This window comes from Streptomyces sp. NPDC087844 (assembly GCF_044742785.1).
Classification (GTDB): domain Bacteria; phylum Actinomycetota; class Actinomycetes; order Streptomycetales; family Streptomycetaceae; genus Streptomyces.
On sequence record NZ_JBIUVD010000006.1, the window covers coordinates 178302 to 192779 of the forward strand.

At 72.1% G+C, this 14478-nt stretch carries 14 protein-coding genes; 8 read left to right on the forward strand and 6 right to left on the reverse strand.

All coding sequences use genetic code 11. From position 1 onward, the window contains the following. Positions 1 to 205: 205 nt before the first annotated feature. Together ACIOKD_RS14850 and ACIOKD_RS14855 are read right to left on the reverse strand one after the other, a co-directional pair. Positions 206 to 865 carry a response regulator gene (locus ACIOKD_RS14850; RefSeq protein WP_402083065.1) on the reverse strand — a complete coding sequence of 220 codons (660 nt, stop codon included), beginning with the start codon at positions 863 to 865 and terminating at the stop codon, positions 206 to 208. Beyond that, the gene (locus tag ACIOKD_RS14855; protein WP_402083067.1) at positions 853 to 2175 is read right to left on the reverse strand and encodes a sensor histidine kinase; all 1323 of its coding nucleotides are present in this window, start codon (positions 2173 to 2175) and stop codon (positions 853 to 855) included. Before ACIOKD_RS14855 ends, ACIOKD_RS14850 begins: the two co-directional genes overlap by 13 nt. 312 nt (positions 2176 to 2487) lie before the next feature. Between ACIOKD_RS14855 and ACIOKD_RS14860 the strand changes: the two genes are divergently transcribed. Genes ACIOKD_RS14860 through ACIOKD_RS14870 form a run of 3 tightly spaced genes read left to right on the forward strand, consistent with a single transcriptional unit; the run spans position 2488 to position 6144 of the window. Then, complete coding sequence (locus tag ACIOKD_RS14860; protein ID WP_402083068.1) at positions 2488 to 2745, forward strand: hypothetical protein; 258 nt, start codon at positions 2488 to 2490, stop codon at positions 2743 to 2745. Beyond that, the gene (locus ACIOKD_RS14865; RefSeq protein ID WP_402083071.1) at positions 2742 to 3506 is read left to right on the forward strand and encodes an ABC transporter ATP-binding protein; all 765 of its coding nucleotides are present in this window, start codon (positions 2742 to 2744) and stop codon (positions 3504 to 3506) included. The genes ACIOKD_RS14860 and ACIOKD_RS14865 overlap by 4 nt, the downstream gene beginning before the upstream one ends. A gap of 4 nt (positions 3507 to 3510) precedes the next feature. Beyond that, positions 3511 to 6144: an FtsX-like permease family protein gene (locus ACIOKD_RS14870; protein ID WP_402083074.1), complete on the forward strand. Its 2634-nt coding sequence runs from the start codon at positions 3511 to 3513 to the stop codon at positions 6142 to 6144. 61 nt (positions 6145 to 6205) lie between these two features. Here the strand turns inward: ACIOKD_RS14870 and ACIOKD_RS14875 are convergent, their stop codons facing one another. Next, entirely contained in the window at positions 6206 to 7828 is a 1623-nt protein-coding gene (locus ACIOKD_RS14875; RefSeq protein ID WP_402083076.1) for a FadD3 family acyl-CoA ligase, read from the reverse strand. A 275-nt stretch (positions 7829 to 8103) separates the two neighbouring features. Between ACIOKD_RS14875 and ACIOKD_RS14880 the strand changes: the two genes are divergently transcribed. From ACIOKD_RS14880 to ACIOKD_RS14890, 3 genes are all read left to right on the forward strand, one after another. Next, positions 8104 to 9291 carry a lipid-transfer protein gene (locus ACIOKD_RS14880; RefSeq protein WP_402083078.1) on the forward strand — a complete coding sequence of 396 codons (1188 nt, stop codon included), beginning with the start codon at positions 8104 to 8106 and terminating at the stop codon, positions 9289 to 9291. Between the two features lie 62 nt (positions 9292 to 9353). Next, positions 9354 to 9800 carry a Zn-ribbon domain-containing OB-fold protein gene (locus ACIOKD_RS14885; RefSeq protein WP_402083080.1) on the forward strand — a complete coding sequence of 149 codons (447 nt, stop codon included), beginning with the start codon at positions 9354 to 9356 and terminating at the stop codon, positions 9798 to 9800. Next, on the forward strand, positions 9797 to 10570 hold the full coding sequence (locus ACIOKD_RS14890) for an enoyl-CoA hydratase/isomerase family protein (RefSeq protein ID WP_402083083.1): 774 nt from the start codon (positions 9797 to 9799) through the stop codon (positions 10568 to 10570). The genes ACIOKD_RS14885 and ACIOKD_RS14890 overlap by 4 nt, the downstream gene beginning before the upstream one ends. A 282-nt stretch (positions 10571 to 10852) precedes the next feature. Here ACIOKD_RS14890 and ACIOKD_RS14895 read toward each other — a convergent pair whose 3' ends face one another. The 3 genes from ACIOKD_RS14895 to ACIOKD_RS14905 are packed head-to-tail and all read right to left on the reverse strand — an operon-like array spanning position 10853 to position 13380. Further along, positions 10853 to 11650 carry a WbqC family protein gene (locus tag ACIOKD_RS14895; RefSeq protein ID WP_402083085.1) on the reverse strand — a complete coding sequence of 266 codons (798 nt, stop codon included), beginning with the start codon at positions 11648 to 11650 and terminating at the stop codon, positions 10853 to 10855. Further along, positions 11592 to 12260, reverse strand: a complete 669-nt coding sequence (locus ACIOKD_RS14900; protein WP_402083088.1) for a YdcF family protein — start codon at positions 12258 to 12260, stop codon at positions 11592 to 11594. Before ACIOKD_RS14900 ends, ACIOKD_RS14895 begins: the two co-directional genes overlap by 59 nt. Positions 12261 to 12276: 16 nt before the next feature. Continuing rightward, on the reverse strand, positions 12277 to 13380 hold the full coding sequence (locus ACIOKD_RS14905) for a helix-turn-helix domain-containing protein (protein ID WP_402083090.1): 1104 nt from the start codon (positions 13378 to 13380) through the stop codon (positions 12277 to 12279). A gap of 189 nt (positions 13381 to 13569) precedes the next feature. On the opposite strand from ACIOKD_RS14905, the gene ACIOKD_RS14910 reads away from it, so the two are divergent. Together ACIOKD_RS14910 and ACIOKD_RS14915 are read left to right on the forward strand one after the other, a co-directional pair. Next, positions 13570 to 13845 carry a hypothetical protein gene (locus tag ACIOKD_RS14910; protein WP_402083092.1) on the forward strand — a complete coding sequence of 92 codons (276 nt, stop codon included), beginning with the start codon at positions 13570 to 13572 and terminating at the stop codon, positions 13843 to 13845. 172 nt (positions 13846 to 14017) lie between these two features. Beyond that, the gene (locus tag ACIOKD_RS14915) at positions 14018 to 14416 is read left to right on the forward strand and encodes an ATP-binding protein (protein WP_402083095.1); all 399 of its coding nucleotides are present in this window, start codon (positions 14018 to 14020) and stop codon (positions 14414 to 14416) included. Positions 14417 to 14478 lie beyond the last annotated feature (62 nt).

The window sequence follows — 14478 nt, forward strand, 5'->3', positions numbered from 1 at the left end:
TGCGACCACCACGCTAGGAGCTCCGGCTGTGCGTCACGATCAAGCAGGCGGGCCGGTGGGCGGGGGTGCGCTCCCCCGCATGGAGGTAGCGCCTGCCGTACCGACCGGGCGAGGCCCATCCCAACCAGGGGCGCGGGGAACCGCGCGGCCGACCCCCACCGGCCCGCACCCGACAACCCGGCCGGAGCCACCCCATGACTGCCCGTCAGGCCCTGCGCCGCGCGTCGTCCAAGTACCTCAGAACCGCCGCGACCCGCCGGTCCACCTGGTCGGCCGGCGACAGGTCCAGCTTCGCGAAGATGCTGCGGATGTGTTTGTGCACGGCACCCTCCGTGACCACGAGCCGTGCGGCGATGGCCCCGTTGCCCAGCCCCTCCGCCATCAGCGCGAGCACATCGCGCTCGCGCGGACTGAGCCGCTCCAGGCGGGTGTCCTGGCGGCTGCGCGTGAAGAGCTGCGCGACCACCTCCGGGTCGATGGCCGTGCCCCCGGCCGCCACCCGGTGGAGCGCGTCCAGGAACTCCTCGACCCGCCCCACCCGCTCCTTGAGCAGATAGCCGAGACCGGTCACCCCGCCGCCCAACAACTCCGTGGCGAACGACTGCTCGACGTACGCCGACAGGACGAGGACCGCGAGATCGGGCCGCCGCCGCCGGGCCTCCACCGCCGCGACGATCCCCTCGTCGGTGTGCGTCGGCGGCATCCGCACGTCCAGGATGGCGACGTCGGGCTTGTGGGTGTCGATGGCGTCGAGGACGGCGTCGCCGGTACCGGCCGTTCCCACCACGTCGAGGCCCTCCGCGCGCAGCAGCAGCGCCAGCCCTTCCCGCAGCAGCGCGTCGTCCTCGGCGATCACAATCCGCATGGCAGTTCCACCTTGAGAGTCGTCGGGCCGCCGGGCGGGCTGGCCAGTTCGAAAGTGCCGTCGTGGGCGGCGATCCGGTCGCGGATGCCGGTGAGCCCGGAGCCGCCGACCTCTCCCCCCGAGCCGATGGCCCGGGAGGTGCCTCCGGCGCCGCCCCGGCCGTCGTCGGTGATGTCCAGGCGCAGCCGGCCGCCACCGCTGCGGACCGTGACCGCCGCCTGCCGCGCCCCGCTGTGCTTGGCGATGTTCGTGAGGGCTTCCGCCACCACGAAGTAGGCGGTCGCCTCCACGGACGCGGCGCACCGCTCGGGTGCCTCCACGTCGATCCGGCAGGGCACCGGGCAGCTCGCGGCGAGTCCGGTGAGCGCCCCGGCGAGCCCCCGGTCGGCCAGTACGGGCGGCAGGATGCCCCGGGCCACCGAACGCAGCTCGGACAGGGCCTGTTCGGCGGCGCTCTGGGCACGTTCGAGGAGTTCGTCGGCGCCCGCCGGGTCGCGGGCCACCATGCGGCGCGCGGCGCCGAGGAGCACGGTGACGGTGACGAGCCGGTTCTGGGTGCCGTCGTGCAACGAGCGCTCGATGCGGCGCAGTTCGGTGGCGTGGGCGTCCAGGGCGGCGGCCCGGGTGGCGGTGAGTTCCGCGACGCGCAGGGACAGGTCCGTGTCGGGCCCGGCCGCGAGGAGCAGCCGCCCCGGCCGGCCCTGCAGGCGCGCCATGCCGGGACCGAGGCCCAGGATGATGGCGGTCCAGCCGAGCCCCAGCAGCGCGGCGGCGGCCGCGTCGGCCCACGTCTCCGCGACCCCTATCCCCAGGGACGTACTGGTCGCGCCCTCCGGCAGCAGCCGCCAGTACAGCGGGAAGAGGCAGTCGCGCAGGGCCAGCAGCGGCAGCAGCAGGCCGCCGAGGCCGAGCAGCAGGCCGAGCGTGGCGTGGCGGGCCAGCCAGCGCACCTCGCGCCGCGTGGTCGGGTCGACGACGGCGAGCCGCAACGCGGTCGGCGCCGGGTCCGGGCCCATGACCTCGGGCCCCCACCGGCCGAGCCGGTCGCGTTCGCGTCCGGCGAGCGAGTGCAGGGCACGCAGGACGAGCGGTGCCATCAGCAGTCCGACGCCCACCAGGGACGTCACGGCGGTCACTGCGGCCCAGCCGAGGACGAGCAGCGCCATCAGCGCGGTGCCGAGTCCGCCGACGAGCTGTTCCAGAGCGGCGACGGCCGCACCGGCCGCCCGGACCGCGGTGGCCCGGGTCCCGGGCCTGTCCTCGCCGTCGTCATCGGGTGCGCCGTGCGGGGCCTGGGTCGGGGTCGCCATCCGCCCCTCCTCTCCCGCTCGTCCACAGCACCGTACGAGCGGCTTCCGCTCGTCCACGGCCCTGCGCGAGCGACTCCCGCTCGTCAACGGCCCTGTGCGAGCGACCGCTTCACTGTCGTGGAGGAGCGTAGAGGTACAGCCTGCTGTACCCCCACTCGGGCTGCTGGCGGGCTCGGCCGACCGGGGCCCTGATCCGTAACTTCGAAGTCACGACAGCGAGACCCGCGGCGAGAAGCACGAACCGCACACCGCGAACGCGAACGCGAACCGCCCAGGGTCCGACGAGCTCGAAGACTCCGAAGAGGGACAGCCATGACGACGACGGACCCCTACCGCCTCGACGGCATCGCCGGGAGCACGGACCCCGCCCGGCAGGACGCCCCCGGGGAAGGACTCACCTGGGACCGCTTCGTCCGTACGGTGCTGTGGCTGGTCCTGGTGATCAGCACCGTCGGCAACATGGCGGCCTCCTACAGCGCCGCCTCCACCGGTGTCCACCTGGTCTGCGGCGGGGTCACCGCGCTGTGCGTGTCCGTGCTCGTCGTCCGTCACCTGCGGGGCCGGCGATGAGCGGGGTCCTCGCGGGGGCCGGCCACCCGATGGCGGCCCCGCCCGCTCCGGCCATCGAGCTGGCGAACGTCAGCAAGACGTACGCGGGAGGCGTCCGCGCCCTCGACGACGTGTCACTGAGCGTCGAACACGGCACGTTCCTCGCCGTGATGGGACCCTCGGGGTCCGGCAAGAGCACGCTGATGCACTGCGCCGCCGGCCTCGACTCCCCCACCTCGGGAAGCATCCGCGTCGGCGGCCGCGAGATCAGCGGACTGAACGAGACCCGCCGCACCGAACTGCGCCGCGAGCACATCGGATTCGTGTTCCAGTCCTACAACCTGGTCCCCGCCCTCAGCGTCGCCGACAACATCACGCTGCCCCTGCGGCTGGCGGGGCGCGCCCCGGACCGCGACTGGGTACGGACGCTGGTCGAGCGGGTCGGTCTCGCCGACCGGATGGCGCACCGGCCCGCCGAACTCTCCGGCGGCCAGCAGCAGCGCGCCGCGATCGTACGGGCCCTGGTGGCGAAGCCCGCCGTCGTGTTCGCCGACGAGCCGACCGGCGCCCTGGATCTGCGCAGCGCCCACGAGGTACTGGGCCTGCTGCGCGAGCTGGTCGACGAGCTGCGCCAGACGGTGGTGATGGTCACCCACGACCCGGCCGCCGCCGCCCAGGCCCACCACGCGGTGGTGATGGCCGACGGCCGGGTGGTCGAGCGCCTGTACCGGCCCACGGCACCCGAACTGGCCGACCGTCTCGTCAAGCTGGGAGAGGTCTAGAACCATGCTGCGTCTCGCGGTCCGTATGGCAGGACACCGGATCACCGCCCTGCTGGCGGTGGCGTGCGCGGTGCTCGGCGGAGCGGCACTGATCACCGGCACGGGGGTACTGGCCGAGTCCGGCCTCCGCTCCCAGCTGCCGGCCGGACGGCTCGCCGGAGCCGACGTCGTGGTCTCCACCGACCAGAGCTTCCACCCGGCCGGGGACCTGCCGATCGCCCTCCCGGAGCGCGGCACGGTCCCGGCCGGGCTGGTCGACCGGCTCGCCGAACTGCCCGGCGTCACCGCGGCGGTCGGCGACGTCAGCTTCCCGGCAGCCGTCATCGACGCCGACGGGCGCGTCGTACCGACCGGGGAGCCGCGGGCGGCCGGTCACGGCTGGTCCTCGACGAGGCTGCTCACGGATCCGAAGGTCGGTGGCGCCAAGCCGTCCGGCGCCGCCGAGGTGGCTCTCGACAGGGCCACGGCCGAGGCCGCGGGTGTCCGGGCGGGCGACCGGGTCGAGATCGTCGCGGCCGGCCGGTCCGCCGCCGGGTACCGCGTCACGGCGGTGGTCGACGCCCCGGGCGCGGGCATCCTCTTCGCCGACCCGACGGCCGCACGACTGTCCGGCCGCGACGGCAGCGACGGCAGCAAGACGGGAGCGCGCGCCGGAACCGTGGACCTGGTCGGTCTGCGCACCGAGCCGGGCGCCGAGGACTCGGTGGCCACCGCGGCCCGCGAAACGATCAGGAACGCCGCCACCGACGCGGACAAGAAGGCGGACAAGAAGGCGGGCAGGAAAGCGGACAGGGGAGCGGACGGGGGAGCCGCTGTGATCGTCTCCACCGGTTCCGCCCGCGGGGACATCGCCTCCCCCGGCGCGGGCGCGGCCCGTTCGCTGCTGATCCTGCTCGCCGGTTCGCTCTCCGGGATCATCATGCTGATCATCGGGTTCGTGATGGCGAGCGCCCTGGCCGTGTCGATCGGCGGCCAGCGCCGCGACCTCGCCCTGATGCGGGCCGTCGGCGCGACTCCGAGGCAGATCAGGCGACTCGCCGCCGCACAGGCCTCGGTCATCGCCGCCGTGGCGGTCGTACCCGGTGTGGGCCTCGGCTATCCGCTGGCCGGGCAGTTCCGGCGGATGCTCGTCGACCGCGAGGTGGTCCCGGCCGGTCTGCCGCTCACGTACAGCCCGCTGCCCGCGCTCGCCGCCGTTCTCCTCCTGGGGCTCGCCGTCCAGGTGTCGGCCCGCGGCGCCGCGTGGCGCACCTCGCGGCTGCCGGCCACCGAGGCGGTCGCCGAGTCGCGCAGCGAGCCCCGTACCCCGTCGAGGATCCGGATCCGCGCCGGTCTGCTGCTGATCGTCGCCGCCATGAGCCTCTCGGCGGTGCCGCTGCTGAGCCGTACGGTCCTCGGCGCGGCGGCCACCTCCATGGCCGGCATCATCGGCGCGATCGGTCTGGCCCTGGCGGGACCGGCCCTGGTCCGGGGCATCGGTGACGCGGCGGCCCGGCGGCTGCGGCCCGGGGTCTCGGCCCCGACCTGGCTCGCGGTGGCGAACATCCGCGGCTACGCCCTGCGGCTCTCGGGAGTCGTCAGCGCCCTCGCCATGGCGGTCGTGTTCGTCCTGACCTACACCCTCGCCCAGACGACCGTCATGAGCGCCACCGCGCAGGACACCCGCGCCGGCACCCTCGCCCAGCAGAGCCTGAGCGCGCCCGGACTCGGCGGTGTGCCCGCCGACACCCTGGCGGACGTCACGAGGACCGACGGCGTGCGGGCGGCGGCCCCGGTCGGCACCACCACGGTCGTGTGGGAGTACGAGATGTTCGGCGAACCGGAGGTCGAGGCCGCCCCGGCGATGATCCTGACCCCGGCCGCGCCGGACGTCCTGGACCTCGGCGTACGGGACGGCGGCCTCGCCGGGCTCACCGGTGACACGGTCGCCGTCGACAGTGAGGTCGCCCGTTCCCGCGACGCCGGTGTCGGCGAGCGGATCGACCTGGTCCTCGGGGACGGCAGCCGGGTCAGCCCCGAGGTGGTCGCCGTCTACGACCGCGGCCTCGGCTTCGGCCCGGTCGCCGTCTCCCACGACCTCGCCGAGGGGCACACCACCGCCGGTCTCGACCAGAGTGTCCTCGTACGCACCGACGGCACCGACGCCGCACGGCGCAGCCTCGCCGAACTCGCCGCGTCCCGCCCGGGTCTGGTCCTGGAGCCCACCGACACCGGGTCGGGCGACAGCCTGAGCGACGCGCCGGCGACGGTCTGGATCAACCTCGCCACCATCGTCGTACTCCTCGGCTACCTGCTCCTCTCCATCGCCAACAAGCTGGTCGCCACGACCGCCCAGCGGCGGAACGAGATCGCCACGCTCCGCCTCAACGGCACCACCCCCCGCCAGATCCTCGCGATGATGCGCCGCGAGGCCGCCGTGATCGGGGTCGCCTCGCTCGCCACCGGCCTGCTGCTGTCCGCGATCCCGCTCGCGCTGCTCGGCATCGGCTTCCTGGACCGGCCGTGGCCCGCGGGCCCGGTGTGGCTGCTCCCCGCCGTCGCGCTGACCGTGCTCACCACGGCCTTCGTCACGGTCGAACTCCCCACCCGGCAGGCCCTGCGCACGGCCCCGGCCCACGCGCTGTCCGCCCGCGAATAGCGCACACCGCGTAGCACACCGCGTAAGCGACCGGGGTCCCGCCGAGAGAGGGCGGGGCCCCTCAACGCCGCTTGCGCAGCTCCCCCTTCATGACCTTCCCGCTCGCGTTCCGCGGCAGCTCGCCGACGAACTCCACCGTTCTTGGCACCTTGTAGTTCGCCATCTCGCGGCGCGCCCAGGCGATCAGGTCGTCGCCGGTGAGCGGGACGCCGGGACGGCGTACGACATACGCCTTGCCGACCTCGCCGAGCCGGCTGTCCGGGACGCCGATCACCGCCACGTCCGCGACCTCCGCGTGCAGGCCCAGCAGCTGCTCTATCTCCGCCGGGTACGCGTTGAAGCCGCCGACGATGAACATGTCCTTGATGCGGTCGGTGATCCGGAGGTTGCCGGCCCCGTCCAGGACGCCGATGTCGCCCGTGCGGAGCCAGCCGTCCGGGGTCATCGCCTCCGAGGTGGCCGCGGCGTCCTCGTAGTAGCCGCGCATGATGGTGAAGCCGCGGACCAGGACCTCGCCGGGGGTGCCCGGGGCGACCACCGTGCCCGCCGCGTCCACCACCTTCACCTCCGTGCCGGGGATCGCGCGGCCGGACGTGGAGGCGATCACGTCCGGTTCGTCGCCGCGGCGGCACATCGTGACGATGCCGCCGGCCTCGGAGAGTCCGTAGGCGGTGAGGACCGTGCCCACGCCCAGCTCCGCCCGCAACCGCTCCACCAGCAGCAACGGCACCACCGCCGCGCCCGTCACCACCAGCCGCAGGGCCGAGAGGTCGTACGCGTCACGGTGGGGGTGGTCCAGGAGGGACTGGTGGAGGGTGGGCGGGCCCGGGAGCACCGAGACGCGTTCCGAGGCCACGTTCGCCAGGACCGTGTCCACGTTGAACACCGGCTGCGGGATCATCGTCGCGCCGCGCATCAGGCAGGCGATCACGCCCGCCTTGTAGCCGAAGGTGTGGAAGAAGGGGTTCACGATCAGATAGCGGTCGCCCTCGCGCAGACCGGCCAGTTCGCACCACACGTCGTACGCCCGCAGGGTCTGCGCGTGGGTGATCACGGCGCCCTTGGGGCGGCCCGTGGTGCCCGAGGTGAAGATGATGTCCGAGGGGGCGGACGGGTCGAGCGCCGAGGCCCGTGCCCGTACCTCGTCCTCCCCCACCCGGTCCCCGCTCGCCAGGAAGTCCTTCCAGGTGCGGAAGTCGGCGGGGGCGTCGTCGGACAGGACGACCACCTGTTCCAGCCGCGGAAGTCCCGGCAGGGGGCCCGCGACGCGGTCCTCGTCGGCCGGTCCCGCGGACTCGGCGCAGGCCCGCCGCAGGGAGGCCACGTACGAGGTCCCCAGGAACGTGCCCGTCACGAACAGCAGCTTCGCGCGGCTCCGGGCCAGTACGTACGCGGCCTCCGTTCCCTTGAAGCGGGTGTTCAGCGGGACGAGGACCGCGCCCGCCGACACCGCGCCGAGGGCGGACGCCATCCAGTCCAGGGTGTTGGGCGCCCAGATGGCCACCCGGTCGCCGGGCTCCACGCCGTTCGCGACGCAGGCCGCCGCCGCGCGTTCCACCCGGGCGCCCAGCTCCGCGTACGTGACGCGGGTACGGCCGTCGACGACCGCCTCCACGTCCGCGTACCGCTCGGCCGCCGCCCGCACGAGCCCCGGGATGGTCTCCCACTCCAAGTCACCGCGCACAGCGGGCCTCCCCTCCACCGATCAGCCGGCCGACCGCTAGGGGGCTTCTGATGGATCTCCGCGGCGTCGCGACGCCCGGCACGCACTCTCGCCGCACCGGGCACAGACCCAAGTACGTCCAGTACGCGGGACTGCGCCCGGCACACCGAGAGCACGCACCGGACGCCGCTCCTTCCCCACGGAGATCCATCAGAAGCCCCCTAGCTGACTACCCGTCAGATTAGCGGTAGCCTGACGCCCTGTCAGCATTCGTGGACCAGCGTGGAGGTGCGTCCATGGCACGGGCAGGGGCGGGCACAGGGGCAGGCACCGGGGCAGCGGGGCTCAAGGACGCGACCGCCGTCGTCGGGATCGGGCAGACGCCCTTCGCCAGGCAACTCCCCGACAGCGAGAAGGCTCTGGCCTGCCGGGCGATCCTCGCCGCCCTCGACGACGCGGGGATCGCGCCGACCGAGGTCGACGGGCTCGCCTCCTACACCATGGAGGAGACCGACGAGGTCGAGGTCGCCAAGGCCGTCGGGTTCGGCGACCTGAGCTTCTTCGGCAAGGTCGGCTTCGGGGGCGGCGGTTCGTGCGCCACCGTCGCGCATCTGGCGTCCGCGGTGGCCACCGGACAGGCGACGGTCGGAGTCGCCTGGCGCTCACGCAAACGCGGCAGCGGACCACGCCCGTGGAAGAACACCGCCGTCCAACTCCCCACCCCCGCCCAGTGGACCCGCCCCTTCGGCCTCCTGCGCCCCGCCGACGAGATAGCCATGCTGACCCGCCGCTATCTGCACGAGTACGGGGCGACCCGCGACCACCTCTTCAACGTCGCCCTCGCCTGCCGCAACCGGGCCAACCAGAACCCCGCCGCGATGATGTACGAGCGACCGCTGACCCGGGACATGTACATGACCTCGCGCTGGATCAGCGAGCCGCTCTGCCTCTTCGACAACTGCCTGGAGACGGACGGGGCGCTGGCCTGCGTGGTCGTCTCCGCCGAACGCGCCCGCGACTGCCGCCGCCGGCCCGTGTACGTGCACTCCGCCGCCCAGGGCCTGCCCGCCCAGCACCACGGAATGGTCAACTACTGGAACGACGACCCCCTGACGGGCCCCGCCTGGACGGCCGCCCGCCATCTCTGGAAGCACGCCGACTTCACCCCGGAGGACGTGGACGTCGCCCAGATCTACGACGCGTTCACCCCTCTCGTCCCGCTCTCCCTGGAGGGCTACGGCTTCTGCGGCCGGGGTGAGGGCGGCGCGTTCACGGAAGGGGGCGCCCTGGAGATCGGCGGCCGGCTGCCGCTGAACACGAGCGGCGGCGGGCTCTCGGAGGCGTACGTCCATGGCTTCAACCTCATCAACGAAGGTGTGAAGCAGCTCAGGGGAACCAGTACGGCGCAGGTGCCGGGCGCGGCGACCTGCCTGGTGACGGCGGGCGAGGGAGTCCCGACGTCGGCGCTGCTCCTGAGGAACTGAGGAACCGAGGAACCGAGGAACCGACCGAACCCCGAAGCCTGTCAGGCAACCGAGGAGCCCACATGCTCACACCTGTGGTGGACGACGACGGCGCCCCCTTCTGGGAATACGCGGCCCGGGGCGAGCTGCGCGTCCAGGCCTGCGCCGGGCGTGCCTGCGGCGAGCTCCGTTTCCCGCCCCGCCCCTGCTGCCCGCACTGCCACTCCTTCGACAGCGAGTGGCGCAGGATGAGCGGCAGAGGACGTATCTGGTCGTACGTGATCCCGCACCCCCCGCTCCTGCCGGACTACGCGGCACTGGCCCCGTACAACGTGATCCTCGTGGAGCTGGTGGAGGCCCCTCGGATCCGGCTGGTGGGGAATCTCGTCAGCGGCCCGGACGCACCGCTCAACTCGGTGGCGACGGACCGGATCCGGATCGGCGCGCGGGTACAGGTGACGTTCGGCGGCGACGGTGCGGACGGCGGGGACGGCCTCCGGCTGCCGCGCTGGACGCTGGAGCGGCCGTGACTCCCCTGCGTACCACCATCGACAAGGACACGGGCGTCGCGGTGGTCACGCTGGACCGCCCGGACCGCCTGAACGCCATGGACCTGGACATGACGGCCCGCCTGAGAGCGACCTGGGGAGAGTTCCGCTTCGACGACTCCGTACGGGCGATCGTGCTGACCGGTGCGGGCGACCGCGCCTTCTCGACGGGCCTCGACCGGGACGCGCAGGTTCCGCAGCCGGGATCGCCGTACATGCTGGACGATCCACTCGTCGCGGTCGGCCCGAAGGCGGCCGGCCTGTGGAAGCCGGTGATCGCCGCCGTGAACGGGATGGCGTGCGGCGGGGCGTTCTACCTGCTCGGCGAGGCGGACTTCGTGATCGCGGACGAGAGCGCCACGTTCTTCGATCCGCACACGACGTACGGCATGGTCAGCGCGTACGAGTCCGTGTACCTGGCCCAGCGGACGCCGTTCGGGGAGGTGGCCCGCATGGCCCTGATGGGCACGGCCGAACGGGTCTCCGCGCGGCGGGCGTACGAGGTGGGGCTGGTGTCGGAGGTGACGGCGCGGGGGGAGTCGGTGACGGCGGCGGTGCGCTGCGCGGCGGTCATCTCGTCGTATCCCCCCGCGGCGGTACAGGGTACGGTCCGGGCGCTCTGGTCCGCGCAGGAGGCCACGCGTTCGACGGCGCTGTCACAGGCCCCGCACCTGATCGCCCTGGGCAACCTGCCCACCGAGTCCCAGGCGAACCTGTTCGGCACCCGCCGCCCGAACTTCCGAACCCGCTGAAACCCACCGCGGATCGGATGCCGTCCCGCACGGGTGGCACAGGGAGTGAAGGGGACACCGTGCAGGGCCAGTGGCAGCGGTAGATGTCCAGCGGCGGGCACCGCCGCTTGCTCTACGAGGCCAACCGGGACGACGCGGAACAGCTAGTTCGGTGGGCCGGTTCGGCGGTGCTCCCACGCGCTCGATGGTCTCAAACTGTGATCGTGGTCGCCCCGGCCGACGAAGTGATCCCTCGTTCTGCTCCGTACATCTTCCACCACGGCGGTCTCGGACGGGTGGCGTCTACGCGCCGACCCGGGATTCGTCCTGGTCGGCGGCGACTGCTCGGAATGCGTCAGCCAGGGCCTGCGGTCCGAGGAGCATCAGAGCATGGAGTGCGCTGATCGCACGGCCGGTGTCCCACCCGTCGGCCGTCGGAGTGCGGAACGGCGTAACGGTGATGCCGCATGAGGTGAAGAGGCCGGTCTCCAGGTATCTCATGCCGCCGGCCCCGCACAGATACGACCTTGCCTCGGTGACTGCGGCCAGGTCAGCGAGCCGCTGTGAGCGCCCCAGCCGGGCCTCCAGCCGGCTGCTGCGGAGGACCTGGCCCCTCCAGCCGAGCAGGTCCAGCAGGACGTGCGTGGACGCCTCGGCGATCTCGGCGGTCTTGTCGGTGGTGGCGAACAGGTCAAGCACCGGGACCATTGCCTGGTCGAGGGCGGGCCAGTGCGGGCTGGATCCCATGTACTGCCAGAGCATCTGCCTGGTCCGCCGGCAGGACCGCATGGGATCGACGATCAGAGCGTTCCTGATGGCCGTCCGGCGGCCACCGGGAAGGTGGGTGGGGATGGACAGCCACTGTCGTTGGAACGGATCGCCGAGGGCTGCCAGGCGGGCCCGGTGCTGGTAGTCGCGGCGGGTGAACTGGACGTCGTCCAGAACGATCCAGTAGTCCGCCGCGAACAGCTTGGCCAGGGTGGTCAGCCGAGGGAAGAGGTTCGGCTGGTGAATCGCGCACAGGCCGCCCGGCGGCGGCAGCTCAAGACTTGATGAGACGGCTGTCGAAGCCGTCGGCGAGGAGGGATTCGTAGGCGGCATGCACGTCCTCCGGGACGTCCTGGGCGATGGCGAAGCCGAGCTTGGGATACTCGATCACCCGCTGGAGGTCGCCGACGAGCATGTCCAGGACGAGTTTCTCGTCGCCGATGCTCTTGAGGTAGTCGTCGATCTGCAGTGGCTCCGAGGCACAGACGATCTCGATCTCAGGCCACAGCTTGCGGGCGGTGGCAAAGGAGCGTCGCTCCATATAGGGCTTGGAGACCAGCAGCACCGTCTTCGGTGCGATCCCAGCGGTGGCGAGTACGGCACGTGACAGAGTGATGTTCTGGCCGGTGTTCCGGGCATTGGGCTCCAGCAGGATCGCCGAAGCGGGGACGCCGAGTTCGATGGCATGCTCACGGAAGTGCACAGCCTCCCCGCGCGGGAACACCTCGGTGGTGGTGGGACTGTTGCCGCCGGTGAAGACCAGGCGCGGGAAGAGCCCGGCGCGATACAGCTCGGCGGAGAACGCGGCCACTCCGAGATCGTGGCTACCCAGGCCGATCGCCGCGTCGGCGGGCCGGGTCTCGTGGTGCATCTGGTGGTAGTCCCAGATCAACTTGGCCTGCTGCCACTGGTCCTCGGTGAGTGCCTGCTGGTTGTCGCTCACGCGTGTTTCTCCCTGGTCACCATTGCCGGGGCCCGGCCGGCCCCTCGCTCATGGCCTTGATGCCCTCGATACTGCGCAGTTGATGCACGAGTCCGTACTGCGCGGCCACCTTGGCGGCCTTGTCGAGGACGAGAAGTCCATCATCGCGGGTGTCCCGGTCGGAAAGCAGGATGTGACCGTGGGCGGTGTCCAATCGCACGCGTTGCATAGGTGAGTCCGTTGCCTGGCTGCTGCGGGCGATGTCGATGAAGTGCAGGGCGCCAGTGAGATCGCCGGCACCGCGGTGGGCGAGGGCGAGCTTCTGGTGGGCCACCGACCAGTCGTCGGGCTCGGCCAGGTCCTCGAACTCGCGGGTCGCCGCCTGCATGACGCGGGCCGCGTAATCGTGGTTGCCGTCCTTGCTCAGCGCGGTCCCCACCCACAGCCGGGCACGGGCCCGGTCACGGTGCGAGAGCCGGTCGTCGACGGCCAGGGTCTCGTAGTGGCGGGCGGCGACCTCCAGCTTCCCGGACATCTCCGTGACCACCGCCAGCGACAGGTCGAGCTGGGCGACGCGGCGGGGAATGTCGAGCTGGGTGAAGACCGAGCGGGCACCGGCATAGGAGTGCTGGGCCGACAGCGGCCCGAGCACGGCGCCCTGGTCGCGCTGAAGGTCGCCGAGCAGGGTGGCGGAGCGGGCGAACAAATACAGGCCTTTGTCGTCCAACTCCGGCGGTTTCCACCGGTTGATCCACCGGGTCAGCAGGCTGGAGGCGAAGGTGAAGTTCTGGCGGGAGAGCGCGACCGCGGTCCGGTCCAGGTCGTCGGTCCACGACTCGTAGTCCCACATCCGGGGTCCGCAGATGGTGACCCGCCGCCCCGGCCCTGCGGCGGTGGTCCGGCCGCTCTCGGACAACAGTGTCTCGAACCGCAGGTGGACGGTGGCGTCCGCGCGGGCGAGCGCGGTGTCGAGGATGGCCTGGGTGTCCGGGCGGGGTTCGGTGGCGGCGGCGAGCTTGTCCCACTTGGAGACGGTGCGGACGGCGACGCCAAGGTGTTCGGCGAACGCGCGCACGCTCATCCGTAGCGCGAAACGCAGAGCATGAGCCTCCAGGCCGCTCCAGTGATGCACGGTCGCCACGCGTTGCTCCCTTCCTGGACGTCATGGAAGCACGGAGCCTGCAAGGCGGGGGACACAAGTGCAACGGAAGTACAACACACGGTCATTTACCGAATGTCGAGTCTGCTTCACGCTCGATGTCAGGGGACGAACCCGCAGGCCGAGGCCCCCCACACAGCCCCCTCCGACTCTTCTTGGACGGTCACGAGCATGGAACCCCTCACGGAGCATCGCAGCGTCAATGGTCCGGTCGTTTACGGTTTCCTGCGGCTGGTCAACGTCCCTGCCCGGGAGATCGCCCTGTCCGCGTCGCTGGCCGAATACTGCCGTCAGCACGAGGTGCTGCTGTCGGGCGTCTTCACCGACCGCACGGCCACCGGCGGCCCGGCCTCGGCGTCGTTCACCGGGCTGATGGACGTTCTCGTGCTGCCCGACGCCTACGGCGTCGTGCCCCAGCTGCCTCCCACCTGGGGCCGAAGGCGATAGCGGCCCAACGGGAAATGCGACTGGAAGTGGCCGGGGCCCGGCTGCTGCTGGTCCGCGGACCCCGCAAACCCCGCTCGGCCTGCCGCTGGCGGCCCAGCCCGTCCGGCAGCCCTTCCAAGCGCCATAAGCCGGGGTTCGCTCCGGTCCTGGACACCGAGACGTAAGGCTCACCATGCTCGACCCCACGCAGCAGTTCTTCGCCGCGACACCCGAATCGGTTGGGCACGCCCGCGACTTCGCCCGGAAGACCCTGTCCTCCTGGGTGCTGTCCGCCCTTGGCGAGGACATCCGGCTCTGCGTCTCGGAGCTGGTCTCCAACGCACTCGCTCACGGCACCGACCCCGGACATGGCTTCCTGGTCAGAATCGAAACCGACAGCGACTTCGTACGCCTGGAAGTACACGACAGCCGGAGCAACCGCCCCACGGTCCGGCACCCGGCCGACACAGAGGTCTCCGGGCGGGGCCTTCTGCTCGTCGAGGCGCTCTCCGACGACTGGGGCGTCGAGGACCGTCGGCCATTCGGCAAGGTCGTCTGGTCCCGTTTCAAGGCCGGGGGGACAACGTGCTGACCCGCCCTTCGACCCTGACCCGCCCTGGCCTTCGACCGGCTGCCGTCCGGTCTCGCCCTCGC

Excerpts from the sequence above, each read along its gene's own strand:
- ACIOKD_RS14855 (WP_402083067.1), bottom strand. The coding sequence starts at position 2,175 with ATGGCGACCCCGACCCAGGCCCCGCACGGCGCACCCGATGACGACGGC.
- ACIOKD_RS14865 (WP_402083071.1), top strand. The coding sequence starts at position 2,742 with ATGAGCGGGGTCCTCGCGGGGGCCGGCCACCCGATGGCGGCCCCGCCC.
- ACIOKD_RS14910 (WP_402083092.1), top strand. The coding sequence starts at position 13,570 with ATGGAACCCCTCACGGAGCATCGCAGCGTCAATGGTCCGGTCGTTTAC.
- ACIOKD_RS14870 (WP_402083074.1), top strand. The coding sequence starts at position 3,511 with ATGCTGCGTCTCGCGGTCCGTATGGCAGGACACCGGATCACCGCCCTG.
- ACIOKD_RS14880 (WP_402083078.1), top strand. The coding sequence starts at position 8,104 with ATGGCACGGGCAGGGGCGGGCACAGGGGCAGGCACCGGGGCAGCGGGG.
- ACIOKD_RS14895 (WP_402083085.1), bottom strand. The coding sequence starts at position 11,650 with ATGCCGCCTACGAATCCCTCCTCGCCGACGGCTTCGACAGCCGTCTCA.
- ACIOKD_RS14885 (WP_402083080.1), top strand. The coding sequence starts at position 9,354 with ATGCTCACACCTGTGGTGGACGACGACGGCGCCCCCTTCTGGGAATAC.
- ACIOKD_RS14915 (WP_402083095.1), top strand. The coding sequence starts at position 14,018 with ATGCTCGACCCCACGCAGCAGTTCTTCGCCGCGACACCCGAATCGGTT.
- ACIOKD_RS14850 (WP_402083065.1), bottom strand. The coding sequence starts at position 865 with ATGCGGATTGTGATCGCCGAGGACGACGCGCTGCTGCGGGAAGGGCTG.
- ACIOKD_RS14860 (WP_402083068.1), top strand. The coding sequence starts at position 2,488 with ATGACGACGACGGACCCCTACCGCCTCGACGGCATCGCCGGGAGCACG.